This window comes from Dyella mobilis, assembly GCF_016904945.1.
Lineage (GTDB): Bacteria > Pseudomonadota > Gammaproteobacteria > Xanthomonadales > Rhodanobacteraceae > Dyella_B > Dyella_B mobilis.
The window spans coordinates 1-25,261 of sequence record NZ_JADIKF010000028.1; the positions used below are offsets into that span (position 1 = coordinate 1).

Here is a 25,261-nt window from a genome sequence, read left to right on the forward strand (position 1 = left end):
TTAGACCAAGGATAATAAACAGACAGCCGCTAATGCGATGAAACATGTCGTTGACTCCTTAGCTCGATCGCCAAAGTCACTTACTGCCATCTCATTTTTCTATGTCTGCTTTGGGTCGAAAGCGGACCTCACGTATGCGTGTTAACTCGAAGTCGCAGACTGAATCAAAAGAGCGAAGCCTTGGAATGCCGCTGCGATCGCCGCACTACCAGCGGCGCGCTTGTTCCACTTTGATTGCAGCTTCATCATGCCAACCAAGGAAACTTTCATGTCAATCAACATGTCAGGACTTCCCCTTTCAACATGCCCTGGCGGGGGCTCGTCGGTAGCGGAGAGATACCACCAATAAGCAGCGAGAAATGCAAAAATTACGCTAATGATGTTGCAAGCCAGTTCGACAAATTTCCACATTAAGGCAGCTTCCTGTTAGACCAAAATCGTGGGGTTATGGCGCAGCAAAAAATAATTGACGCCTGCATTGGGTCGGACGAGGGTACCTCGTAGCCTTAGCGCAAAGCCTGCGCAACCTCGGTGAGCCAACTGCGGTACAAGCCTGGAGACCCCGGCCAGTAGTAGCATCCAATCTCGCTAATTTTGGCTTCCAGCATGGCGTCGTCAGGGTATTGATGAATCATCTGAATGATCTCTTCAGCAACACGACCAGTCTCTGACTCGGCGGCCTCGGCGCGATAACGCGCTACAACCGCCCGCCAAGTGGAGTCGTCATCAGGCCAATCTTGATGAAAATAGCCACTGAGGAATTGATCTAGCAGCCCCATTTGCCCCCCTTCAATGCGCCAAGTGTGTCCGCCTAGGGTCGGGAGCGGACCTTTCCAAAATATAGCCATAAGCGACCCATGGCATCCATGGTCAGCACCAGCGGGGGTGTTCAGTGGTCACCGGCTTGGGTGTTCAGTCAGACCGGAATCCGCACTACGGCACGGCAACCACCATCAATCTAAAGAGTGGGAGTTCGGGTGTGAAGATCGTAGATGTTGGAATCAACCGCCCCCCCTCCATGGCACCGCAAGCACGACGCGGGTCGATCCGTAGCCATACACGCCGCCCGAGACATTATTTGGTGGCACCGAGACGATCACTTACATTGCAGCCCAAACGGGGGACGTCGGCACTGCCACGGTCACGGAAGGCAATGTGGGGGTGCCGACGGTGGGCAAACTGTCGGCAATGACCCGGTGCGACACCGCCACCGTAATCCACAACTAACGCCCTGAATGGGGAGCGCGAGGCTTTCTTTTTGCCGCAGGCTTTGAAGGCTCAGCCTCGATCGAAACAAGTCGTTTTTCCAATTCCGCGACAAACCCAAGAAAATCCGCCCCGATTTGCTGGCAAAGATCGCGGAGCTCCAGCACGTCGATACGCCGAACCCCGCGTTCGATATCGCTGACGGATGCTTGGCCGCGCCCAAGCCGATCGGACAACACGTCCTGGGTGACGCCCCGAGCGACCCGGGTCTCCCGAATGAATTCAAGCAACACCTTGTACTCGGGACGATGGATCGACTTGGGCATTGGCCGCTACCAGAGGGTGGCGGTCAAGCAAGTTATATTGGAAGATACGATATCGGAAAATCCGATATCGGATGTTACGATATGGCCCCGCGCCCGTCCTGGACGTCGTGTTCGACGGCCGTCAATGCGCAGGAGGTTACTTACATACACACAGGGGGATCTATGGCAAAGCTTGCTTGGCGCCTTTTTACGAGCGGCATTTTGGCTTTCATATGCAGCGGGGCTCACAGCGCACCGAGGCAGCTGATGCTCTTCGGCGCGCCGCTAAAGGGAGCCAGCCGCCCTCAACTCCGAGAAGTGTTCAGAGCACACGGCCTCGCGCCAATACGGGAAGACGATCAATATTGGTATGACGAATACAACCCGACCTCAGTGCTAGAGGGCGCCAGTAGTTTGGCCGTTGGCTATGTGGCTGCGACACATAAATTCGCCGTCGCCGAATACAAATTTTCCGGCACGATGGATACGCAATTGGTCGCTCGGGTTATCAATTTGATCGAATCCAAATATGGCGCGCCATCTTCACGATCGGGAAATATCAATTTAGGCGATGTTTTAGCGACCTGGAATTTCCCCAACGGCATGAAGATTACCGTTTCGCGTGACTGGCCCGATACGACGACCTTTCTCGATTACGTGGACGTGACGGCCAATACGGCGATGCAAGCTGAAATTGATGCCGAAAAGCAACGCCAAGCCAAGGAAAAGGCAAGCAGCGAAAGCTCCGCCTTTTAATTGAAGTAACTGCATTTCATGATAGATGAGCGCATGTCCTTTCAACTGACTATCGACGAAGAAGTATTTATCCCGATCCCTCTCGATGACCTGACGCTTGAAGCTTGGCAGCTTCAATACGACAGAGCCGCCGAGCAAGGAACGGTCGCCGGTTTCTACAAGCGGCTGAGTACGTGCTTCGCGACGACGCTTTGCGAATGCCTTGATGCGGACCTTAAGCCTCCGACAGATGCTCAATTGAAGTACGCAACGGCCATTGCCCGCGACTTAAACCTCCCTCTTCCCCCCGAGGCATTACGCTTTCGTGGAGCAATGACTGACTTCCTTGGCCGCTTTGCAGAAATGCACAAAACGCAGCGTCGGACGCGGCCACAAAAAGGGGGCGGATCTACGATCACGCATGACTGATCAACTGGCGTGAGTGTTCAAACAATGCCAAGTGACAAAAAGCAGCGTACGGTAACGTCGGAACAACTAAGGAAGCGGCTAGAGGCAGCTCGAATGGCGCCGCATGGACCCCAGGGCATCGTGGCCCAAGATGAGGTTTTTAAGGCCATCCTCGACGCAACGGTCTATGCCCTCGCCCCCGTCGAGTCACACCCTTCGGGCCGCCTCCGGTTTATTCAACTGGTACGGCCTGATACAGGTCAAACCGTCCTCCCATTTTTTAGCGACCTTACCCAGGCGGAGCAGGCATCGAACAATCGGATCGCGATCATGGCGATGGCAGGACGCCGACTATTTGAAATAACGCGCGGAGCGACACTCATGCTCAATCCTAATACCGACGCTGTGGCGCTGTATCCGCCAGAAGTCGCGGCCCTTTTGGGAGGAAATGCCATTGGGTATTTTACCAAGGAGACCATCTTGGAAAATGCTCTCGCTTACGCGAGGCCTCCCTCCGTATCGACGGATGACCTTGATGTGGCGTTACGTAGATTGTTTGAGTCCGAGCCCACTGTTAGAACGGCCTATTTGGCCGAAGTGCATCGAGTGGGTGACTGTGAAGAAGTATTTCTACTTTTAACTATTGTGGCGGCACGCTCTCATCACGAGCGTATTCATCACATCGTCGCTCTTGCGTTAACGACAGAACCACCGGATTTGCTGTTGCCTTTGAGCATCACCTTTGCCGCCTCTTATGAACAACTCCCGGCGATCTGCCACGATGGAATTCAGATTTATGGCAAATAGCGCCTTTTACCTCCACGGCGGAATTGTCAGATCACGCCAATGACGTGCGGCTCGACATCTACCGAACCATTCACACTTGGCAACGGCGATCCGTATTGAACACTGAAATATCGTCCGTCAATGGTGATTTCCCAACAGCTTCACGCCCAAAACGAAAATGACATGACCTTACCAGATGAAAGAACAAGGGCACTTCTCCACGCGGGAAGCTTTTTGATTGAGATTGCTCGAAACGGTGACTTGCCCATTGCCATTAGAAGAAGGGCTATAGGTATTGCGCGACACTTTCCAACTCTCGAAGATGTTTCACTCATGGCCATGATCCGCCATCCTTCCGGGCTGGGCATGGGGTTGACTCCACCCCGCGAAGCAGGCTGGGAAAACAATTGTCCGTCAGGGCCACTGCTTCATTCAACACGGCTCGAATGGCCAGAAGAAAGTGAAAGCGTCACTGGTGGTGCCCTGTAATCTAAGCTGCGGATTGCCCCCAGTAGGCGCGGGTGAAATTGACAATCGATGTCACCGTACCCTCGGACCTCCCATCGAATCGCCAGTCTTTGGCCAATCCCTCTCAATCACCAGCCTTACATCGCGCAATCACGTTGACGCAGCATGCATCCCGACCAAATCGGAGATTCCCACGCTCACGGCAGTCGGATTCCTAACTGCCAACCTTCACCAACTTGATGATTCGAACGCCTTTCGGAGCAATGCGAAACTGACTCACTGACCATTCCGAGAAGACAGGCTGAGTGCCTCGACAGTATTGTGCATAGCTATAGACTATTGAATTGGCTCGATGATCTTCAATTTCAATTTGCTCAAAATGGCGTTGGATGACACATGAATTTCGTGCAATGAGTTTAAGACGCGTTTGTGCTCCTCATGCCAGAAGATGAATGATTGCTTAGACGCATCTGCCTGGTTGATGTAATCAAAGCGACTTACCAGATTGCGCGCGACGATTGATAGGCTCACGAAATCGCTTTGAATTTCTGCGAGACGAGCCAATTCCAGGGGATGGGTTCTGAAAAACACGAACCAATCCTGACCGATGGAACGGCGAACTAACGGGTACGTCATCTTCTCAATAATTTCCCGATCCTGATTCGAAAGGCCCGGTTTTTTATATTTCTCTGCGACCTCCTCATTTTTATTAATCGCATTCGTTAATTTGGCTGGAAATTTCAAATATTCCACACGCGCCCAGAATGACCGAATTTCGGCGTCCACAACCTTTTTTGCAGCCTCTCTGAGCTCCAACTCCCCCGCCACGAGAGTCCACGCCGCAGTTGCCGCTGCACCAAAGGCTGCCGACAAGACCAGGAAGCCCCCAATAGCCGGACCGATATCCTTCAACGAGATGTATAAATATTGATGTGGAGTGCAAGATTTTTGAAAGCAGGTGTCCGGCAGATGCCTCAGAACATGAGTGCCCCACTCCAAAGCAGATCCCGCAGTCAGCACCACGACAACCGACCAGAAAATCCAAAACCAAACCCAAAATTTTGCAAAACCCCTCGGCCGCTTCATGCTCCCTCCGGATGTAGCACTCGACATTCGCACGCGTGCAGCCGATCTTCGGATTCAGGTAATCGAGCTGATGTTGCCCCTCGTGCCCCACTGCTTCTGCACCGAATGCCTTGGTGAGGTTCGTGGAACTCATCCAGTTCCTGATTGAAGAACCGAATCTGGTTGTTTCTAATTTGCATCCTGGCCATTGGTGCTCTCTTATTGCTTGCTCGGCTCCAGGCGATCGAAGGCATGTTCGATCCCCCTATCATCTACCCCCAGCTCCGTCCATTTCGTGTGGCTCAGCATGAGCCAGTCGAATTCTTCTTTTTATTCCGCCCCTGCAAGGGATCGAACAGTCCCATACGAGCATTTCCCTTATGCAGCTAGTCGGTGTTCATAATAGGGGTGCCGTTTGTCATCGAAAATCGCATGCAAGGCAGCGATGTTCTTTGGATCCGGATTGAGCCAAGCGTCGATGTGTTCAGGCTTGATGTTGATGATGGTGCGGTCGTGCCCGGTTTCCGCCACCTCCGGTTCCGGCTCGTCGGTGATCGCGGCGAAAGACAACAGATCAGGTTCTTCGCCTTTGGGATCCGTCCAGTTCGACCACAAGCAAGCAATGAACATCGGCTCGCCTGTGCGCGGTTTGAACTGCACCACTTGGTTCTTCCCACCTGGGCCCTCCACGTTCTCGTAAAACGTGGTGCAGACCATCAGCCCATGGGTGTGCCCAAACTGGCCCTTCCAAAAGCCTTCCAAGTTGTCGCGCCTGGCGTTGTACGTGCCCGGAAACTTCGTGTCATACCAGGCCGGTTTTCCCGCCGGTCGGCATCCATATCGCATCGGGAGAAGTATGCGCTGGCCTTGCTCGCTCACCATCACAGGCGCATACCATCCAGGGAAGATGCGACTGTCGCGCGGTTTCAATTCCGTGCGGCGCAAATCATCCAGGTTGAGCTTAGCCTTCTCGATCTTGTTCGTGGCGATGCGCACACTCTCCTGCGCCGCCTTTGTCTCTTTGACTTGAAGCTTGCGCTCGGCCTCGTTCAACCGAGTTTTCTGGCTGAACAGTTCCTGCTCGAACCGCCGCGCCTCTTCCACATTGTGGGCGTCAATCAGTTCTTTGATGCGCTGTTCTTCTGGGCTGCGTGGATGGGCGAATGCCGCTTCCAACGCTTTGGGTATATACCACTTCCCCTCTTTGTCCTTCCGGCCGAACAGGTGGACGAAATCCCGAATACTGAGAACCGATCCGAACTCACGTTCAAATCTCCGGTAGTCCGCCCACACCTCAGCCGAATAGCACACAAGCGATTCCCCTTACGAACAGAACTCGCGAACGATGGCCGCGGCCGGACTGCCGGCAGGCGCCACGATCGTTTGTGTGGAGTCATCCGGCGTAAGGGCCAGACCACCAGGTTTGTCTTTGAAGTAAGTGCGATGGTCGAGTGTGAGCCGGGCACTCCCGCACTCCACTGACACATGCTCAGCCAAGGCTTTATACGTTTCACCCGTGAGGCTGCGCTCTCGTGGTGAAGCGAAAAGCCAAATGGTGCTGCCGGCATGCTCCGCATGTTTGTTTCGCCAATACTCGTTGACGTAGACCTTCCACTCGGATGTGCCACGACCACCGGAGGCGATGACGCGCCACTCGGCAGGGACGAAAGTGAAGAGCACGGTGCAACCGACGGACGGGACGGTGGTGTATTCGATGCTGCCGTCCGGGCGGACGCAATGGTAGACAACACCCTTGGCCGCCGTAGGCGGGTTGGTCGTTTGCGCGACCGCCAGGCACGGCGCCAAAAGCGCCACGGCAATCGCCCACGCGGATAAGTGTCTGATATCCATGTCACCCCCTTCCCCCGTTCCCGGAAATTTTATCGCACCTGCCGGCCCGGCCATAGCAGCCCCGGGCTCTCTCTCAGCGATTGAGACGAATCCAGCAGTAGACTGAGCCCCCAGCAGCCGGGTGTCGCCCATGTCCGCTTCTCTCCACCCGCTTCCTCCCCGGCCCGCCATGGCTCTCGATCCCCGTCCATTCCGCCCCCAGGCCCGCGCTCGGGTCCGGAAGATGGCATCGACGGTCCAGGCCGGCTTCCCATCCCCGGCCGATGACTACCTGGAATCCGTCCTCGATCTCAATCGGCACCTCATCATCCAGGGCCATGAGGATTCGACCTTTATCCTCCGGGTGGCTGGCCACAGCATGGTCACCGCCGGGATCCACGATGGGGATGAAGTGGTCGTGGACCGGGCGCTCGCACCCAAAGACGGATCGGTGGTCGTCGCGGTGGTGAACGGCGAGCTGACGATCAAATATCTGCGGTTCCGGGAAGGCAAGCCGGTTCTGGTCGCCGGCAACCCCCATTACGCTGACCGCGCGTTTGCCGAAGGCGAAGAGTTGACGATTTGGGGCGTCGTCACCCGCGTCCTGCACAAAGTTTGAAATGTCCCGTCGTTTCGTCCTTGTGGATGTCAACAATTTTTACGTGTCGTGCGAGCGTGTCTTTCAACCACGCCTCGAAAGCGTGCCCGTGCTCGTGCTCAGCAATTGCGATGGCTGTGTGATCGCCCGCTCGGCCGAAGTCAAAGCCATGGGCATCGAGATGGGTACACCCTGGTTTCAATTGACGGATCAAGCGCGCAAGCAAGGCATCACCGCGTTGTCGAGCAACTACACGCTCTACGGGGACATGTCCGCGCGCACAATGCGGACGATTGGCCGCTGGGTGCCCCAAGATGACCAGGAAGTCTATTCGATTGATGAAACCTTCCTCGACTTCACGCGGCAACCACGTGTGGATATGACGACGGTCGGGCAAGCGATCCGCACGACGGTGAAGCAACACGTGGGTCTCCCCGTGTGCGTAGGCGGCGGTGCCTCGAAGACTCTTGCGAAGCTCGCCAACCGCCTAGCAAAAAAGCAGCCTCGGTGGGGAGGGGTGTGCGACCTGACCGTCCTGCCTGATGTCGAACTCGAAGGCTTGATGGGCGGCGTGAATGTCACGGATGTGTGGGGCGTGGGGCGGCGCCTGGGCGCACGCTTGAACGCCGAAGGCATCCACACCGCCCTGCATTTGCGCAAAACCGATCCGCGCCGCATTCGGGAACGGTATGGCGTCGTGTTGGAACGCACCGTGCGCGAACTGCGCGGTTTGCCGTGCCTCGATTTGGAAGACATCCCACCCAAGCAACAGATCGTGGCGTCTCGCATGTTCGGGGCGCCTATCTATGACGTCGACGAACTCGTGGAGACGATCCAGGAATACATGGCCCGCGCCGTGCGCAAGCTGCGGCATCAAAACGGCGTGGCCGGGGTGGTGGGCGTGTGGCTGCACACGAATCCGCATCGCCAGCAGGATGCGCAACATCATCCCAGCGCATCTCTGCCCATTCCGATCCCAACCGATGATGTGGGCACACTCACCCGCGCGGCCGTCGCCGTCATGCGGGCGCTTCATCGGCCTGGGTTCCGCTATACGAAATCAGGCGTGATGCTCATGGACTTGCGCGCCAAGGAACACGCGCAAGGCGATCTGTTCGCCGCGGAGCTGATCCAACCGCGCGATGCGTTACTAGACACCCTGGATCGCATCAACGGCAAATGGGGCCGGGGCACCGTGGGCTTGGGTTCGGCGGGCCTACAACGTCCGCGCACCTGGGCGATGAAGCGGGATCAGTTGACGCCCGCTTACACCACGCGCTGGAATGAATTGGCGATCGTGCACGCTTAGGGTGCCGCTGGGCCGGCAGGCGATCAGGGGAACGAGACATGGCAGCAAACGACGATAGGTCACCGCCCAGGCCGAAGTGGAGCGAATGGGGCCGGATCGAAGATTGGGTGCTGATCTTCTTCCTCATTGTCATCGGATGCCCCGGAGACCCTCAAATCTAACGAAATCTAGTGCGATCTAAGGAGAATCGCCTAAATTGGGTTAGATTTCCTTGGATAACCGTCGTCACATCTCCCCGCCGTCGGGCAATGTCTATTCGTAGTCATTATCGCGGCGGCCAACTACCACATATTGATCAGAAGCCACGGCCGTTTGGCGGCCTTCTTGTATCTCGCCCCATGCATACGGACACTGCGTATGAACATAGATGACTATGAGAGGCAGTACTTTCCGGTTTACGAGGCGTTCGCCGCCACGGTTCAGTTCATCCTTAAGGTTGCCCTAGCTGCTGACCCCCAACTTCCCCAGCCGCAGTCCCTCCAATCGCGCGCAAAATCCGTCGAGAGCTTACGCAAGCGACTTAACGATGAAGGGAAGCTGGACTCACAGACACTTGAGCAGGATCGGCGTGATCTAGCCGGCGCCAGGATCATTTTCTACACCAATAATGATGTCGAGCGATTTCTTGCCTCGGCGCTGATACGCGACAATTTCGAGATAGAGGAAGACTCGCCCAAGGTTCATCACCCCACACCCGAGAATGACGGTGTGCGCTACCGCGGCATTCACTACACGATTCGGTTGCGTGATGACCGCATCCAGTTACCTGAGTATGCCCGCTTTGCGGGCCTGCGCTGCGAGATCCAGATACAGACCATTCTCAATCACGCTTGGTCCGAAACCTCACACGACATTATTTATAAAAATCGTTTGGGTGATGGCTTCGGCAAAAAGGCCATCGAGGGCATCACGCGGCGGTTCGAGCGGATCATGGATAAATACCTGATTCCGGCGGGTTACGAGATCCAAAAGGCGCAGCAAGACTACGAAAGAGTGCTCCGTGGCAAACAGTTGTTCGATAGCGATCTCATCACGTTGCTTCAGAACGCAAAAAACAACAATGAGCGTTACGACATCCTCTCTGGACTAAAGGATTATGCAATCCCTCATTACGATGATCTTCCGGCAGCATATGCGAGCTTGAAAGGACCACTTTTGGATGCTGTTCGGGCAGCTCGTGCTGATGAAGTCGTACCCATTGAAACCACCTTTGGAGCCATGAGAGGGATGCGCGCCGAAGATGTCACCAAGCTCGTAATCGACATTATCAGCGTCTTGCGCTATCAGGACGCCGTAGGCACGCTGACCCTCCTCTTCGAGATGTACACGAGCGAGCCGAGTGGGCGCATTAAAGAAGAAATAGTCAGCATTGCTAGACATCTTGGTGAGTACAACATCAACGTCTACAACCAAGTCGGCCCCAGCTTGCAATTGGCTCTGATTAATCACATTGATGCCATGGCCCCTGCCGAAATTGATCGCGCCGGACCGGTAGCTCTGGCCATCTGGTCAGAAGCCCTTAAGCCGGAAATTACGAGCCAGACATGGAAAGCTGACTCCATGATTCTTCGTTCTGGCACCGTGCCCGCATCAGACCAGCTTGGAGACGTGCGAACAAAGGCCATTCATGCGCTATTTGCGGCTTTCGACAGGTCAACCGACGACGATCAAAGACGGCTGGTTCTGTCGGCACTAGAAGAAGCAACGCGTGCGCACGGTGCCGCGGAGCGGAGCGATGCGCTCTTGACCACCTCGCTTCAAGACACGACCCGTATTGTTGAGTTCTTAACCAAGCGCGCCACAGGAATGAGTTATGAGTTGCGTCAGCACCTGGAGCAAGCTCGCGTCCGTGACTACCACTGGGCAAAACACCTAAGTGAAGAAGGATCCCATACACAACGCAAGCTTGCGGAAGAGCTAGCCACGGCGATTTTAAAATTCCGCGACTGCATCAATGGCGACGAGCGATTTGTCCGATACAAAGTGCTTGTCGGGTTTGAGTCGGTCTATCCAGTGCAATGGGATGATCCAAACTTTGGCTTCAACAAGTCTGAGGAATTTCGCAAGACCGAGTGCAGTCGCTATCTGGATGAGATTAACGATGAAACCGAGGAAGAGTGGTTCGCACTGATCACGCGCTGCGCAGAGACAAAATCCAACGACATGGCTACATTTCCTACTTTTATAGATTTTCTTGTTCAATTGGCTCAGCGCAAGCCTGACGTCGTGCAGAGATTTTTGATCAAGGCAGGCCGAGACCTTCGTGGATTCCTGACCGCATTTCTCAACGGGCTGTTTGCCAGTAGTCGGCAGGACATCTACGAGAAAACATTAGCCGCGGAATTGGATTCTGGAGATAACTTGCCTGCTGTGGCGCGCCATCTCCGATATGGCAACACTCATAACCCCAGCGCCGCACGATCGCTCCTAGACCGGGCCATAGCTATTCAAGATTCGTGGTCGGTTATGGAATGCTTGCTTCTCGCCATGCAGCATTGGAGCACGGATAGGGTGACCGCGCCAGACGTATATGTACGGGATGCTTTGAGTTATCTAACCGAACGGAAGGACGCCAGATGGGTATATCAGGCTTGGTTCTCTGCCAGTCGCGAATCATCGTTTTACGACGCGGTCTCCTCAGATATCGCCACCCAGATGCTTGAGAACATGGCGCACCTGCCAAAAATCAACCACCATATTGAGCAAATATTGACTCAACTGGCGAAACACCACCTCGAAGCGGTCTGGGATTACTTTGGCGAGCGTCTCCAGCACCAAGATGGTGATGGCGACGATGCCAAGAGTTTTGAGGCTGTGCCGTTCCAGTTATTCGGTTTGGAGAAGGCACTCGCCAAAGACCCCGCGCTTTCGTTGGCTAAAGGGTTGGCATGGTTCCAGCGCGATGCAAGATTATTCGAGTTTCGCGGCGGCCGACTGCTGAGCGCAGCCTTCCCGCGTGATGCCGACGACTTTTTTGTGGCCTTAGCTAATCTGGTCAAGGCCGGCGGTGAGGTGGAGGCTAAATTCGCTCTGGCCATTCTTCGAAATTATCGCGGCGAGGCTTTTACCCACAATGTTTTAAAAGAGATTGTTTCGCTGTTTCCAAAGAACAGGGCTCTGCATAGTGCAGTACGAACCTGCATCGAAAGCTATGGCATAGCTCATGGTGAGCATGGCGTGGCAGATGCTTGGAGGGTTAGACGGGATTTGCTTGATGATTGGCTGAAGGATTCACGCCAAGCAGTGGTTGCGTTCGCCGAGCGAGAAATCGCCAATCTCACCCGCATGATCGCTGACGAAGAACGTCGAGCAGAGTCTGATAAACGGCTGCGAGACATGAAATATGATGATCAGCCGGATGATGGCAGTGACGATGATAACAATTAGTGTTGGATATCATCCCCAAATCCCGGATGCTGTCAGAGATAGATTGGATCAGATGGTGGCCGCCATGCAGACATCGCAGTCCAAAGCGGCATGTGAGTGGCTCTTTCGAGCCGCCCCCGAAGATTTGGGCGCGGCCGCAATGCGTGGCGCCAAAAGGAAAAAGCGTTGAGTAGAAGCGCTGACCCGGCCCGGGTCACTTCGCCAGCGACTTGGATGACATAGAGAGCAAGGAGCAGAAACGCAGACCCAAGTCCGGCGACCAACACAGAATCCACGCGATCGCGCGGAGTCAGTATCCTGCTGAGGGCGCGACAGTCTTGGCGTACTTCGGACGTGAGAGAGAACCCCAGCGGAGGCTCCCAAGAATCCGCCCGATAAGTTGATGGAGGCTAGCTGTGGTCATTTTTTTCGTGGATTGCGATTTGATAAACTGACGACTTGAGCACCCGTCGTGAGCTTTAGCAATCGAGCGTTTTCAGCTTGCAGTTCCCCGACCTTATCATTCAGTCTTTTAATCTCGCCGTCGCGGGCAGGCATTTCCACTTGGTACATCGCTTGGAATTGAGCAGCTATCCGGCGAAATTCGTCCTTTGCCACATCTGCTCGCTTAGTGACGGTACTCTGAACTGTCGCAGCACCCTCAACTTTCTCTAATTTCCGCAGCCAGTCCAAGACCATTGGTCGTGTCGTATCACGGTGCGACTTCCCCATCATGGTAATGGGATGAACGTCTGCTCGTCGGCAGACTTCTGCCATGGTTAAGCGCCCCCGGTTTTGCGGGTAGATCCCTTCGTTCCCTTTAATCTCATTTTGAATCACACCCATTGCGCGCTTTATCGCTTCAACGACTCGTTGAGTGCGCTCATGCGCGATATGGGTAAGGTGATGCACTTTTGATCCACTCATGGAAGTAACACAACATTTGATAGGTGCTTTGTAATGAGAGGATTGTTGAGGTGATGATCTCGAAAGTGCTGATCGACCTCGCGCCACTGGCGAAGAAGTCCGGTTATTTGCCCAGCGAACTGCGCAATTAGCATCACCTCGCCGTTTTCTGCGGAACATTTCAATTGTTCGACCATGTAATCCACCGTCTCAATTGCCTCCCTGACCGCTGAGGCAACGGTCCCGTTCACTTGCTCATAGTCAGGAAACAACAGCTGGTTGTGGCACTCCGGAGTACAATAATGCGGATTGGCTTCCCCGCTCGCTGCATTGCAAAGACCGCCGGTCCTGAAGCCCGTGCAGACCTTGCCCGGACCGATAATTGCCCATCCACTACCTCCCTCCGTAATCGACTCTACAAACTCTCGAAGATTCTGTGGCTCTAGTGCATTGCGCCCGAGCAATTGGGCGTACTGCTCGACTCTTTCACGCAAAACTGGCGCGGCCTTACCCTGCAATTGGTCCCGCTTATCGATGGCCTCAAGACCCTTGAGTATGATCAGTTCGCGTGTAACTTCCTCGATTTCCGACAACATTCCGGGATCAGAAAGGATGTACCGCATTACAGTCATCTGCTCGTCCCGATGACCGAGAATATCCATGAGAATTTTTGGTGCGTGGACCAACGCGAGCGCAACGATACGTACCAGTGTTTTGCGAAATCGGTGCATATGGACATTTGTGTTCTCCATAAGCGGTTCGATCCCGAACGCCGCGTTAAACGCTACGAGCCCAGTGCCCAAATCATTCAATCTCTCTCCCGCACCGGTCGAAGACTTTAGTCCTATTTTTACCCAAAGGGCGTCATTCTCGACCCCATGAGCCCGTTTAACCAGCTTAGCGAGCCGAACTTGTTGCTGAAGCGTCTGGACAACAACGTCGGGCAACGGCGCTTCAGCATCTCGACCGCTAACGCCGTCAAGTTTCCATGTGACAAATCTCCCAGTCGGCGTTTCGGAGTCTTGCCGTTTCAGGCAATCCTCCTTCATCTCAAGAATTTCGCCGTGACGCCCGGCGAGCGACAGAGCAACCAGCCATAGGTGGGACGTCTGCAGTAAGTTGATTAAGTTCCATGTGTCAGAGTAGGACCTTGGCGGCCAAGGTACATTGCCGGCATTGCGACCAGATGCAGACAGGGTGATCGCCATCGGTAGCGTGTTTAATTCAGAATTATCCGGTGCTCGCCATTCCCAATTCTTTATAACGTCATCCCGAGATGCTTTATTCACGGCGCGTATGGAAGACTTCGACAGCGGTTTTCCTTCAGCTGTTGTTAGGCGAATTGGGATTGATACAGCCCGCTCCATGGCTCCGATCACGTTCGGGCCGACCGCTTGCATCATTGAGATTGCCCGCCACCCTGCCGCTGCCGTATATGGATCGGGAAATGGTTGCCATTGCTTACCTTCATTCTTAGGGGTTGCGTGCTCGGGCTCGCCGGTCCTGTCGCGGCGTGGCTGATGGCCTTTTCTCATCGCTGCGTTCGGCCCATCAGGCAATGCTCCCATTCCGCGAAAATACGCAACGACATTTAGACGTGTAATTGCGGCCTTCCCTCCAAATATGCGGGCATTAGTTGGATCGACGCGCGCCCAGAGACTTTCTTCGCTTGAGTCGGCCAATCCCCGTAACACGCGTCCGATTGTGCCAACGAGTGACCTTATGGAACTTGGCTTCGAAACCAATCCAAACGGACCCGGCCACAAGCGCAGTGCCAATGTCAATCGAAGCAATTCCCTCCACATTCGTTGAGCGAATGGGCTATCTGGATCTTCATTGTCCGGCAGAACAAGTTCCAGGCGATATGATCGCCGGCCCAAAGTTTGCCATTTTCCCCGACCCCATTCTTTGGGGTATTCCCAATGGCCCCAAGTGTTTCCCATCAACAGCTGAGCTTGAATTTGGAGAAGCTGTTCATCGCTTGCATGGCAAAGCTTTTGCGGTGTCAGCCCGATCAAAGATAGGACATCCATCCGATTCTTCTCGATCTCCGCAATAACCGTACTTGAAAGTGACGTAATGGGCATTAGTGTTGGCCTGCAATGCGCAATGGTCGATGGGTCCCGTCTCGGAGGCGATCAAGCCAATGTTTGAGTTCCTTTTCGACTTCCTTTTCTGGCCACTGCTTCAAAGTTCTGCGAAGTTCTTCCAAATCACTTTCATCAGTTGAAACCGAAAACCTCACCATACCTGTTTGCTCCTCTTGCCATTCCAGCTCTGCGGCACGGCGCGCGATCCAGGGCAAGCTTTCATTGAATACCTTCGCTAGCGGACAACGCGACGCAACGCACCGATGCCCCTGAATGCAACGCACTTTTCCATTTCGTGGGTTAGCTGGATCAATGTTGCGCGGCGGGTTGAAATGATCTTCGCAAACACTGCCATCGTAGGTTCGCTGACTTCGATACCAATTTAGACGTGATTTATCACCGTCGGATACATCAATGCCCTCGACCTTGGCACGGGTTAATGCTGCGTCCCAAGTCCGAGTTACGACTATCTGTTCAAACACGTCGTCCATCACCGATTTCACGGCTGCGTGCGACTCTTGACGCGCTGCCTGCGTATCCAAATACCCACGCGTGGTGGACATTTGCTTGTGATCCAGAAATAGCATCGTGACCCAAACTGAATACCGTGAATTCCGATAGACCCAAGCTGCAGCAATATCGCGAAAGTCGCCTATGGTCGTATCCCTCACTTGTAGCTTTGAGCGAGGCCACTGATTGTGCCGCGCAATAGCTAGTTTGAGATGATCATTCGCTACTTTGACTTGTGTCGGGTCAACCGTGAACAGCAGCAGGTTCACTCGAGAGCTCACACCGAGCCACGGACTCCTTAAAGCAATGTCGGGAGTCGGATGAGCATGTCGATTTCGTTCCAACCAGGCTCGTATGGGTGCTGAGCGCGCGATGATGGCTTTGACGATGCCGAAAACACTAGTCGAATCTGCCGTCCGAGATACGGTGTACTGAAACGCACCTTCTGAGCGCCCTTTTGGAGCGAATACCCACGTTGCTTGGTCGTCGTATTGGCTAAACCAGTTGCCAATATTCAATGAAAATAGCGTCGATGGATTCCACCCGCTTCGGCCCAAGCAAAGCAGTGAACAGAGCATTAGGTCGTCCGTCCAGGGATACAAGCCCAAAGACAAGTCGGTGAACGAAATGAGGCTGCCTAGTTTCGCTCCCGCCGGAAGCTTGGCGTCATTCGAATAGTGCGGCCACCAAAGTGGCAGCTTTGAATGTACAGGCAATCCAAGAACTTCTCGAAGAGCTGCCGGTGATGGCAATGGGTTACCAGTGTGTTCTATCAGAGCACGATAAGTTGTATGAGCATCGGCCTCCGTCAGCTCCAGGTCATTTAGAGACTTAACGCCATCGCGGTTAGCGATATCTAGAAGATTTCGCCCGGTAGCGGCTAACTTATCTGCGCGCCTCCATCTTGCAAATATTGTGACGACCTCTGAACGAAGATAGCGGATCAGAGACAGGCCTTCTTCCTGTCTCGGCACGTCCTTTTGAAGACGCCGTGGACTCGGCAGCGCTTGTACGTGAATCTCAGGGAGGTCGTTTGCGAGGATGGCATCGAGAATCACCGTCCGTATCATCTGCAATTGAGTGTGACGCAAGGTCGGCCACCACCCTTCAGGCGCAGGCTTCGCCATCAATTCTAGGTGCGTACCTGTCAGATGATACAAACGCTCAACTTCTTGAACGTCAACACCTTCACGTTCAAGAAGTCGTTCGTAGCCGTCCAAAAATCGAAACAGCCCCCTCAATTGATCCAAGACCGTTTTAAAACTGGTTGCATTTAGCTTGCTGTATTTCGAGCGAATCACAGGTAAAAGATCTTCGATCAAACCCGGACGACCCCGAAATCCGCCGATCCAATTGTATGCACCCTGACCAACCTTTTTGTCAGGGGCTCCCTCTGCAAATTCAGAGAGGTTGTGGATGACGCTTGGATAATCAGGATTTGAACATGGAAACTTCCAGCGTGATTCAAGATGTATGGGCTTCATTGGTCATTCCATGAATCGGAATCAATGAGCTCATTCCAATCTAGTGCTGGATGCCCAATCGCATCAATAAGACGGTGATGTGCGCACTTTAGATAGCGCATCGTCGTGTTTTCACTTACATGTCCCATAAGAGGGCTGAGGATCAGCCTAACTTGTCCCGCCAGAAGGCCGTGGAGCCAACCAATACTGGTAGTACTAGGATCGTGATGACCGTGATGCCTCATTAGAAGGCGCGTTTGTTCACAGATCTTTTCGACTGCAAAAAAGTGCCGGCCGTCGTGAGGATTCCAACCGGTTGGACAGTGGCGCGCTTTTGTCCAAGCTTTGTAAAGCATCGCATTGCTAACTGGCTGTCCTTTACTCTCGCCTAGCCAGAACCGACCGTCGCTGCGATCTTTTGACCGGTCGCCTCGCGTAAAGCGACGAAGTATCGTGGGACGGATCAACTGCTTGTAGTGCCACATTCGATCCGCAAGGTCGATCGGCACTTCAATCGTCCGCGAGCGTGTACTGATAGATGATGCCGGCTCGACCTTGCCACCTTTAACTCCATATCGGAGGGTAACTGGCACGCAACCGCGCTTCAGCCAGCGCGGATTCCAGCGCTCACTGCCCTCGTAGGACTTATCGGGAAAACATGCCAAACGCAACTGATTTGCTTCGGATAGACGGGCGCCCGTTCGGACAATGAATTCGAAGAGAAGTGCCTTTACAGGCGCTCGACTACGAACGCTATTAGTCCACCTTCCCACTTCCTGGTCCGTAGGCAACGATGGTAGAGGGTCGCCAATGACTTGCATCTTTCCGTGTCGCTGAAAGACAACCTTACCTCTATTGCTATGGGAATGGTTTCCGCTCGATGCGCGTACTCTCACCCTTCGGCGCGGCACCTTAAATGGTCCGCGATAACCCCGCTCGGCAGCCCACCGAAGAAAGGCTGTTGCTTCATCGAGGTAAACGTTAACTGTGGCTGGCTGGAGTGTATTGCCCGATGCAGAGCATGTTCCCTTCAAAAGCCCTGGCTGATACTCACCGAGAAGATGCTCGGCATATGTCATGAGTCGCCAGTCATTTGATGGAACCTGCCGGCAATACCGCAGAAAAGCGCACAGCCTGTCTGCAATACCCTGCCGCGACTTAAGCGTTGGAATCGGTGGATAGTCCTCTTCGCCGGGCGCCCATTCCCCACAACTCCTCTCGACCATGTAGGTATTTGCTTCCAGCGGATAACTTCCGTCCTCAGAAATTAGGATCGGAATGTATTGGAGCTTGGGAACGTTTTTGTCGCTGAAAAAGCGATCCGGCGGCATAACCCATCGCATAGTAGTTACTCAGCATCGGCCTAACTCATAACTAACCGTACAACGGCACAGGTGCAGACCACAATGCTTATTTAGTCACTTCCGGCCTCGTAATGTCACATAGTGAAATCCAACGGTTGTACTAGACTGGTTGTAGCCGCGCTCGCGAAGGCGGCGTCGATGCAGTGGCACGGGAACAATTATCGGCGGCAACGCAATGGGCGATGGTTCGCGTTTCCACACGCTGGCCAAGCTTCGGCCCGCGGCAAGATCGCGGCCGAATTTGAAACGGGTTTCCAGGCGATCCAGCGGCCACGTGTAGCGAAACGGCGCCCACGCGGCATCCCACGGCGGCGGTTTGCGCTGGCAACGCCCGCACTGCTGTGCGGGTATCGGCAGCGGCAATGCGCAGTGCGCGCAGCACGAAATATTTCTTGGCAGTTCCGCGATGCAATCGGGACACAGGTCAACGCCCGCAGCACCGCGGTCCCCGCATAGCAGGCAGCGCCACGGCAGCAACCATTGCTGCAAGGCCGATGACCATCGAACCAACGCATCCATGCGCGAATGAAGAACGGGCTTAGAAGAGCGGACTTAGTTGTTCGCCTTGAACATCGCCGCGTCGATGATCGACCAGAGATGGATGATCCAACCCATCCAGAAGATCCACAGAATGCCGGCCAGCACGAACATCACCACCGCCTTCAGCAGGCGCCCCTGTACCAGCTGGCCCAAGCCGGGGATAAACAGACTGCACACGGCCGCAATGACGTTGCCCGCACTGCCCTGACCTGCTGCACTCATGAATCGACTCCTTCGATAGTGGGACGGGTGATGGTAATGGTTTCCAGGGACCGGGATGCCGTCAACCATGCGCCGCCGGATAGAGTTGACACTGTTTGGGACGGCTCCCAAACTTGCGCTCCACACCGCCACGGAGCCCTTCCCCATGCCCGCAGCCGCTCTGCGCCACGACTGGACCCGCGACCAGATCGCCGCCCTGTTTGCCCTGCCATTCAATGAGTTGCTGCATCGCGCGCATGCCGTGCATCGGGAAAACCACGACCCCAACGCGGTCCAGGTCTCCACCCTGCTTTCGATCAAGACCGGCGGTTGCCCGGAAGATTGCGGCTATTGCCCGCAGGCCGCGCGCTACCACACCGGCGTGAAGGCCGAGAAATTGATGTCGGTGGATGCCGTGGTCGCCCGCGCCCAGGCCGCCAAAGACGCTGGCGCCAGCCGTTTCTGCATGGGCGCTGCCTGGCGCAGCCCGAAAGACCGCGACGTGGCCCAGGTGGCCGAAATCGTTTCCGCGGTGAAGGCACTGGGCCTGGAAACCTGCGCCACCCTGGGCATGCTCAACGGCGAGCAGGCACAGACGCTGAAGCAGGCGGGCCTGGACTACTACAACCACAACATCGACACCGCACCGGAGTTCTACGGCGAAGTCATCCACACCCGCCAATACCAGGATCGCCTGGATACGCTGGAACAGGTACGCCAGGCCGGCCTGAAAACCTGCTGCGGCGGCATCGTCGGCATGGGCGAAACGCGCGACCAGCGCGCAGGCCTGCTGCAGACGCTGGCCAACCTGCCGGAACATCCGCAATCGGTGCCGATCAACCAATTGGTGCAGGTGGAAGGCACGCCGCTGCACGGTACCGCGGCGCTCGATCCGTTCGAATTCGTGCGCACGATTGCCGTGGCGCGCATCTTGATGCCGGCCTCCATGGTGCGCCTGTCGGCCGGACGTCAGCAGATGGACGATGCCGTGCAGGCGCTGTGCTTCTTCGCCGGCGCCAATTCGATTTTCTACGGCGAGAAACTGCTGACCACCGGCAATCCCGACGTGGAGCATGATCGCGCCCTGTTCCGCCGGCTGGATCTGCACGCACTGGAAATTACCGAAGAGGCCGACACCGTGCACGCCGACATCCTGGAAGCACAGGCGGAAGGCAGTTGCGGTCAAGGCTGCGGCTGCAGTGCCGCGGCCTGACCTGCTCGAGCGATTGGCCGTCCAGACGGCCGAGCGTGCGCAGGCGCAATTGCAACGGCGCCTGCGCACGATTAGCGAAACCCAGGGCCCTTACGTGCAGAGCGGCGGGCGCCGCCTGCTCGCTTTCTGCAACAACGATTATCTCGGCCTGGCGCGCGACCCGCGCCTGGTTGCCGCCCTGAAAAAAGCTGCCGACGAAAGCGGCGTAGGCAGCGGTTCGGCGCACCTCATCTGTGGGCACCACCGCGAGCACGCCGCACTGGAAGAAGCCCTGGCCGAATGGACCGGGCGCGAACGGGCACTGTTGTTTTCCACCGGCTACATGGCCAACCTGGGCACGATCCAGGCGCTGCTCCAGCGCGGCGACCTGTGTGTGCAGGACAAGCTCAACCATGCCTGCCTGCTCGACGGCGCGCAGCTTGCCGGTGCGACGCTGAAGCGTTATCCCCACGCCGATGTCGAAGCCGTCGCGCGCCAGCTGTGCAGCGAAGGCGATCGCTGCGCCCTGCTCGCCACCGACGGCGTTTTCAGCATGGACGGCGACATCGCACCGCTACGCGAACTCGCGGCACTCTGCTCGAGCGAAGGCGCCAGCCTGATGGTGGACGATGCGCACGGCCTGGGCGTGCTCGGCGACGACGGTGCTGGCAGCGTGACAGCCGCCGGCTTGAATCAGCAGGAAGTACCGATCCTGATGGCAACCTTGGGCAAGGCGCTTGGCTGCAGCGGGGCATTCGTGGCTGGTTCCTCCGCGCTGATCGACGGACTGACCCAATTCGCACGCACTTATATCTACACCACGGCCATGCCGCCGGCGCTGGCCTCGGCCGCCCGTTGCGCGGTCACCCTGGCTCGCGGCGAAACCTGGCGCAAGGAAAAGCTGCAAGCATTGATACGGCACTTCCGCCGCGGCGCCGAGCAGCTCGGCCTGCCCCTGATGCCCTCGCAGACGGCTATCCAGCCGCTGATGCTCGGCGATGCCCGGCGCGCCATGGAAGCCGCCCAGCACCTGGAGGCGCAAGGCTTGCTGGCCGTGGCCATCCGTCCACCCACCGTGCCCCAGGGTCAGGCGCGCCTGCGCATCACCCTTTCGGCGGCCCACGAAGAAACCCACATCGACCAGTTGCTGCTGGCGCTGCAATCCCTGCGGCTGGCGGACGCGCCGGTATAATCGGCGCTCAAGACCTGCTCCCGCCTATGTCGATTCTCAATATTTCCGCCTACCGCTTCGTCAGCCTGGACGACTTGCCCACGCTGCGCGAGCGCATGCTCGAGCAATGCCACGCGCTGGCCTTGAAAGGCACCATTTTGCTGGCGCCCGAGGGCATCAACCTGTTTCTGGCGGCACCGCGCGAAGCGATCGAAGCTTTCCTGACGTGGCTGCATCAAGACCCGCGCTTCGCCGGTATGCAGGCCAAGGAATCGCTTTCCGACGACATTCCGTTCAAGCGCATGCGCGTGAGGCTGAAGAAAGAGATCATCACCTTGCGGCATCCCACCATTCGCCCCGAAGGCGGGCGGGCGCCCGCGGTCGCTGCCGCCACGCTCAAGCGCTGGCTGGACCAGGGCCGCGACGATGCAGGGCGGGAAGTCGTATTGCTCGACACGCGCAACGCTTACGAAACCGATGCCGGCATGTTTCCGCAAGCTGTGGACTACCGCATCGACAGCTTCACACAGTTGCCCAACGCATTGGCCGCGGATCAAGCGCGTTATACCGGCAAGACCATCGTGTCGTACTGCACCGGCGGTATCCGCTGCGAAAAAGCGGCGTTGTACATGCAGGATGTCGGCATGGAAAACGTCTATCAGTTGGAAGGCGGCATTCTGAAATACTTCGAAGAAGTCGGCGGCACGCACTGGCAGGGCGATTGCTTCGTTTTCGATGAGCGCGGCGCCGTGGATCCGTCCTTGAGTCCCGCTCCGCTCAAGCCGCTTTCCTCTGCGGAAGACGCAGGCGACGGAGCACCGCACACGTGAGCCTGCACATCGAGGTACACGGCAGCGGCCCGCTACCGCTGGTGATGATCCACGGCTGGGCCATGCACGGCGGGATCTTCGCACCGCTGGTCGACGTGCTGCGCGAACACTGCACGATGTACCTGGTCGACCTGCCCGGGCACGGTTTTTCGCGCGGTTGCTCGCTGCCGCTGGAACCGCGCGCCTGCGCGCGCGCCATTGCCGAAGCTACGCCGCCCGCGACGTGGCTGGGCTGGTCGCTGGGCGGCCTCGTCGCACTGCGCGGCGCGTGGGATCTGCCTGAGCAAGTGCGCGGCCTGGCCATGCTCTGCGCAACACCTCGATTCGTTTCCGCCGAAGACTGGCCGTACGGGCGAGACGCGTCGCTGGTGCAGCAACTGGCTACCGACCTGGAAACCGATTACCACGCCACCATCGAGCGCTTTCTCGCACTCGAAGTGATGGGAAGTCCGGATCCGCGCGCCGACATGCGCAGGCTGCGCTCGGAAGTGTTTTCGCGTGGCGAACCGGATCTGCGCGTGCTGCAGGAAGGCATCCGCGTGCTCGACCAGACCGATTTGCGCGATGCCCTGCCCCAGCTGAAGCCGCACGCGAGCTGGTGGAGCGCCGGACGCCTGGATCGCCTGGTGCACCCGGATGCCATGCAGGCATCTGCCGCCGTGTGCGACGGCGAGTTTCACGTGGTGGCGCATGCCGGACATGCACCATTCCTCAGTCATCCCGAAGCGGTAGCACGAACCTTGCTGCCGTGGCTTGAGACGCTTCAATGAGTGATTTCCAGGTCGACACCCCGCGCGTACGCGCGAACTTCAGCCACGCCGCCGCAAGCTACGAGCAGCACGACGCGTTGCAGCGCGAGGTGCAGCAGTTGCTGCTGGAACGCCTCGATTTCTATCTGCAACAGCCTGATCGCGTGATCGACGTCGGCGCCGGCACTGGCCGCGGCAGTGCGCTGCTGAAAAAGCGCTACGCCAAGGCACAGGTCATCGCCATCGATGCCGCGCTGCCGATGCTGCGCACGGCCAAGTCGCACGCGAGCTGGATCAAGCCTTTCCTGCGCGTTTGCGGCGACGCCACCGCGTTGCCGCTGCCCGACCACAGCGTCGACGTACTGCATTCGAACCTTTGCTTTCAGTGGATCGACGACCTGCCAGCGCTGTTCGGCGAATGCGTGCGCGTGCTCAAGCCCGGCGGCATGCTGCTGTTTTCAACCTTCGGCCCGGACACCCTGCGCGAACTGCGCGCGGCCTGGGCCTCGGTGGACCAGCATTCGCACGTCAGCCGCTTTCTGGACATGCACGACGTCGGCGATGCGATGATCTCCGCCGGCCTGCGCGATCCCGTGCTGGACGTGGATCGCTACACGCTCACCTACAGCGAACCGCAGGCATTGCTGCGCGAACTCAAAGGCCTTGGCGCCACCCATGCGGATCGCGGCCGCGAGCGAGGGCTGACCGGCAAGCGTCATTTCCAGAGCATGCTGAAAGCCTACGAGGCGATGCGCACGAACGGGCGCATTCCCGCGACCTGGGAAGTGGTGACCGCGCACGCGTGGGGTCCACCGCCGGGCCAATCGCGCCGCGCCAAAGACGGCGGCGAAATCGCCAGCTTTTCGATCGACAGCTTGCGCGGGTCGCGGCGGCGCTGAGGCGCTCAGGGCTTTGAAGCGGGTGCAGTGCTCGCAGCAGCAGGCGTGGCGCCACCTTGCGCCGGAGGAGCAGTCTTGCCCGGCTTCGGCTTGGGCAGATACGTCGCACTCACGTTGCCGTCGCCCGTGAAGTACGTGGTGTTGGTGTTATAGGTCAGCTTGTCCGCACGGGCATCGCCGGTGTCCTGCTCGGTGACGACACCATGGGGCGTCAACACGGCAATGCCGTTGATGTTGTCGTAATCGAGCGTGGGTGCTTCGCCGGTCATCAGCTTGTCGTTGTCGTCGAGCTGCTGGATGTGCGCGGGATTGCCTGTCACCACGATGCGGCTGATCTGGCTATCGGCATCGAGATAAAGGTGCGCGATGTCGCCGGTCGCCTTCATGGTGCCCTGCGTGACCACCACGTGGCCGGTCAACGTGGTAACGGTGTTGGGCGCATTGAAGCCGCTGACCGAGTCCTGGGTGGTGTTCATCGGCTGGTTGCGGTCGCCGGTCTTGGCGTGCGCGCAGGGCAGGAAGCCGATCATCACGAGCGCGGCACAGGAACGCACCACGAGGCCGCCGAAGCGAGCGCCAGAGTCACGGAACGGCTTCATGCAACCTGTCTCCAAGAGCGGATGATTCGGCCCATTCTAGGGCCAGTTTGCGGCAAAGCGAGAGGCTCAGTGCAGGGCCGCGCAAGGTTTGTGACGGAAGCACTCCACCAGGTGGTCGTTGACCATGCCGGTGGCCTGCATGAAGGCGTAGCAGATGGTGGTGCCGACGAAGCGGAAGCCGCGCTTTTTCAGGTCCTTGCTCATCCGGTCCGAGAGGGGGGTGCTGGCGGGCACTTCACCCTTGCTGCGCCACTTATTGTGGATCGGCTTGCCCTCGACGAACGACCAGAAGTAGGCATCGAGGCTGCCGAACTCGTGGATGACGGCCAGCGCGGCCTTGGCGTTGTCTCGCGCCGCGGTGATCTTCAGACGATTGCGGATCAGGCCGGGATCGAGCAGCAGCTTTTCCAGGTCCTTGTCCTTCATCGCCGCCACGCGGGCGATGTCGAAATGGTGGAAGGCCTGCCGGTAGTTCTCGCGCTTGTGCAGCACCGTGCGCCACGACAAGCCGGCCTGCGCGCCTTCCAGGCACAGGAACTCGAACAGCGCGCGGTCATCGTGCAGCGGCGAACCCCATTCGGTGTCGTGATAGGCCTGCATCAGCTCGCCGTCGGCGGCCCAATGACAGCGGATACGCGTTGCCAAGACTGCTCTCCTTTATTCACCCGGCT

At 57.0% G+C, this 25,261-nt stretch carries 25 protein-coding genes; 12 read left to right on the plus strand and 13 right to left on the minus strand.

Annotated features, from left to right (window positions below):
- Positions 1-141 precede the first annotated feature (141 nt).
- From ISS99_RS00440 to ISS99_RS00450, 3 genes are all read right to left on the minus strand, one after another.
- Positions 142-411 (minus strand): hypothetical protein, encoded by a 270-nt coding sequence (locus ISS99_RS00440; RefSeq protein WP_204629596.1) that lies wholly within the window; start codon positions 409-411, stop codon positions 142-144.
- Positions 412-506: 95 nt separating this feature from the next.
- Positions 507-779: a contact-dependent growth inhibition system immunity protein gene (locus tag ISS99_RS00445; RefSeq protein ID WP_204629597.1), complete on the minus strand. Its 273-nt coding sequence runs from the start codon at positions 777-779 to the stop codon at positions 507-509.
- A gap of 444 nt (positions 780-1,223) precedes the next feature.
- Positions 1,224-1,532, minus strand: a complete 309-nt coding sequence (locus ISS99_RS00450) for a helix-turn-helix domain-containing protein (RefSeq protein ID WP_204629598.1) — start codon at positions 1,530-1,532, stop codon at positions 1,224-1,226.
- A 162-nt stretch (positions 1,533-1,694) separates the two neighbouring features.
- Between ISS99_RS00450 and ISS99_RS00455 the strand changes: the two genes are divergently transcribed.
- From ISS99_RS00455 to ISS99_RS00470, 4 genes are all read left to right on the plus strand, one after another.
- Positions 1,695-2,267 carry a hypothetical protein gene (locus ISS99_RS00455; protein ID WP_204629599.1) on the plus strand — a complete coding sequence of 191 codons (573 nt, stop codon included), beginning with the start codon at positions 1,695-1,697 and terminating at the stop codon, positions 2,265-2,267.
- 33 nt (positions 2,268-2,300) lie between these two features.
- Positions 2,301-2,675, plus strand: a complete 375-nt coding sequence (locus ISS99_RS00460) for a hypothetical protein (protein ID WP_204629600.1) — start codon at positions 2,301-2,303, stop codon at positions 2,673-2,675.
- Between the two features lie 120 nt (positions 2,676-2,795).
- Positions 2,796-3,461, plus strand: coding sequence for an SseB family protein (locus ISS99_RS00465; RefSeq protein ID WP_284343870.1), 666 nt, complete (start codon positions 2,796-2,798; stop codon positions 3,459-3,461).
- 120 nt (positions 3,462-3,581) lie between these two features.
- On the plus strand, positions 3,582-3,929 hold the full coding sequence (locus tag ISS99_RS00470; RefSeq protein ID WP_239537516.1) for a BPSL0761 family protein: 348 nt from the start codon (positions 3,582-3,584) through the stop codon (positions 3,927-3,929).
- A 315-nt stretch (positions 3,930-4,244) separates the two neighbouring features.
- Here the strand turns inward: ISS99_RS00470 and ISS99_RS00475 are convergent, their stop codons facing one another.
- The 3 genes from ISS99_RS00475 to ISS99_RS00485 all read right to left on the minus strand — a co-directional run bounded on the left by ISS99_RS00475 (position 4,245) and on the right by ISS99_RS00485 (position 6,824).
- On the minus strand, positions 4,245-4,994 hold the full coding sequence (locus ISS99_RS00475) for a hypothetical protein (protein WP_204629601.1): 750 nt from the start codon (positions 4,992-4,994) through the stop codon (positions 4,245-4,247).
- 357 nt (positions 4,995-5,351) lie between these two features.
- Positions 5,352-6,284: an SOS response-associated peptidase family protein gene (locus ISS99_RS00480; protein WP_204629602.1), complete on the minus strand. Its 933-nt coding sequence runs from the start codon at positions 6,282-6,284 to the stop codon at positions 5,352-5,354.
- Between the two features lie 12 nt (positions 6,285-6,296).
- Positions 6,297-6,824: a hypothetical protein gene (locus ISS99_RS00485; protein WP_204629603.1), complete on the minus strand. Its 528-nt coding sequence runs from the start codon at positions 6,822-6,824 to the stop codon at positions 6,297-6,299.
- A 223-nt stretch (positions 6,825-7,047) separates the two neighbouring features.
- On the opposite strand from ISS99_RS00485, the gene ISS99_RS00490 reads away from it, so the two are divergent.
- The 3 genes from ISS99_RS00490 to ISS99_RS00500 all read left to right on the plus strand — a co-directional run bounded on the left by ISS99_RS00490 (position 7,048) and on the right by ISS99_RS00500 (position 12,097).
- On the plus strand, positions 7,048-7,422 hold the full coding sequence (locus ISS99_RS00490) for a LexA family protein (RefSeq protein ID WP_204629604.1): 375 nt from the start codon (positions 7,048-7,050) through the stop codon (positions 7,420-7,422).
- A 1-nt stretch (position 7,423) separates the two neighbouring features.
- Positions 7,424-8,710: a Y-family DNA polymerase gene (locus ISS99_RS00495; protein WP_204629605.1), complete on the plus strand. Its 1,287-nt coding sequence runs from the start codon at positions 7,424-7,426 to the stop codon at positions 8,708-8,710.
- A 357-nt stretch (positions 8,711-9,067) separates the two neighbouring features.
- Positions 9,068-12,097: a GTP pyrophosphokinase gene (locus tag ISS99_RS00500; RefSeq protein ID WP_204629606.1), complete on the plus strand. Its 3,030-nt coding sequence runs from the start codon at positions 9,068-9,070 to the stop codon at positions 12,095-12,097.
- A 399-nt stretch (positions 12,098-12,496) separates the two neighbouring features.
- Here the strand turns inward: ISS99_RS00500 and ISS99_RS00505 are convergent, their stop codons facing one another.
- The 5 genes from ISS99_RS00505 to ISS99_RS00520 all read right to left on the minus strand — a co-directional run bounded on the left by ISS99_RS00505 (position 12,497) and on the right by ISS99_RS00520 (position 19,171).
- Positions 12,497-13,003: a hypothetical protein gene (locus ISS99_RS00505; RefSeq protein WP_204629607.1), complete on the minus strand. Its 507-nt coding sequence runs from the start codon at positions 13,001-13,003 to the stop codon at positions 12,497-12,499.
- Positions 13,000-15,015, minus strand: coding sequence for a site-specific integrase (locus ISS99_RS00510; RefSeq protein ID WP_204629608.1), 2,016 nt, complete (start codon positions 15,013-15,015; stop codon positions 13,000-13,002). Before ISS99_RS00510 ends, ISS99_RS00505 begins: the two co-directional genes overlap by 4 nt.
- Positions 15,016-15,068: 53 nt before the next feature.
- A complete protein-coding gene (locus tag ISS99_RS00515) occupies positions 15,069-17,066 on the minus strand; it encodes a hypothetical protein (RefSeq protein WP_204629609.1) in 1,998 nt (665 codons plus the stop codon).
- Positions 17,067-18,463: 1,397 nt separating this feature from the next.
- The gene (locus tag ISS99_RS23110; protein WP_306482352.1) at positions 18,464-18,928 is read right to left on the minus strand and encodes a ComF family protein; all 465 of its coding nucleotides are present in this window, start codon (positions 18,926-18,928) and stop codon (positions 18,464-18,466) included.
- Positions 18,929-18,961: 33 nt separating this feature from the next.
- Positions 18,962-19,171, minus strand: coding sequence for a hypothetical protein (locus tag ISS99_RS00520; protein ID WP_204629610.1), 210 nt, complete (start codon positions 19,169-19,171; stop codon positions 18,962-18,964).
- 145 nt (positions 19,172-19,316) lie between these two features.
- Here ISS99_RS00520 and bioB point away from each other — a divergent pair, with 145 nt between their 5' ends.
- From bioB to bioC, 5 genes are read left to right on the plus strand one after another with little or no spacing between them, the layout of a single operon-like run.
- Complete coding sequence (gene bioB, locus ISS99_RS00525) at positions 19,317-20,363, plus strand: biotin synthase BioB (RefSeq protein ID WP_204629611.1); 1,047 nt, start codon at positions 19,317-19,319, stop codon at positions 20,361-20,363.
- Positions 20,350-21,534 (plus strand): 8-amino-7-oxononanoate synthase, encoded by a 1,185-nt coding sequence (gene bioF, locus ISS99_RS00530; RefSeq protein ID WP_204629612.1) that lies wholly within the window; start codon positions 20,350-20,352, stop codon positions 21,532-21,534. The genes bioB and bioF overlap by 14 nt, the downstream gene beginning before the upstream one ends.
- Before the next feature lie 26 nt (positions 21,535-21,560).
- Entirely contained in the window at positions 21,561-22,343 is a 783-nt protein-coding gene (locus tag ISS99_RS00535) for a sulfurtransferase (protein WP_204629613.1), read from the plus strand.
- The gene (gene bioH, locus ISS99_RS00540; protein WP_204629614.1) at positions 22,340-23,113 is read left to right on the plus strand and encodes a pimeloyl-ACP methyl ester esterase BioH; all 774 of its coding nucleotides are present in this window, start codon (positions 22,340-22,342) and stop codon (positions 23,111-23,113) included. The genes ISS99_RS00535 and bioH overlap by 4 nt, the downstream gene beginning before the upstream one ends.
- A complete protein-coding gene (gene bioC, locus ISS99_RS00545) occupies positions 23,110-23,991 on the plus strand; it encodes a malonyl-ACP O-methyltransferase BioC (RefSeq protein WP_204629615.1) in 882 nt (293 codons plus the stop codon). Before bioH ends, bioC begins: the two co-directional genes overlap by 4 nt.
- A 5-nt stretch (positions 23,992-23,996) precedes the next feature.
- Here the strand turns inward: bioC and lptA are convergent, their stop codons facing one another.
- Both lptA and ISS99_RS00555 read right to left on the minus strand, forming a co-directional pair.
- The gene (gene lptA / locus ISS99_RS00550; RefSeq protein ID WP_204629616.1) at positions 23,997-24,590 is read right to left on the minus strand and encodes a lipopolysaccharide transport periplasmic protein LptA; all 594 of its coding nucleotides are present in this window, start codon (positions 24,588-24,590) and stop codon (positions 23,997-23,999) included.
- Positions 24,591-24,656: 66 nt separating this feature from the next.
- Positions 24,657-25,235: a DNA-3-methyladenine glycosylase I gene (locus ISS99_RS00555; protein ID WP_275578092.1), complete on the minus strand. Its 579-nt coding sequence runs from the start codon at positions 25,233-25,235 to the stop codon at positions 24,657-24,659.
- Between the last annotated feature and the right edge of the window lie 26 nt (positions 25,236-25,261).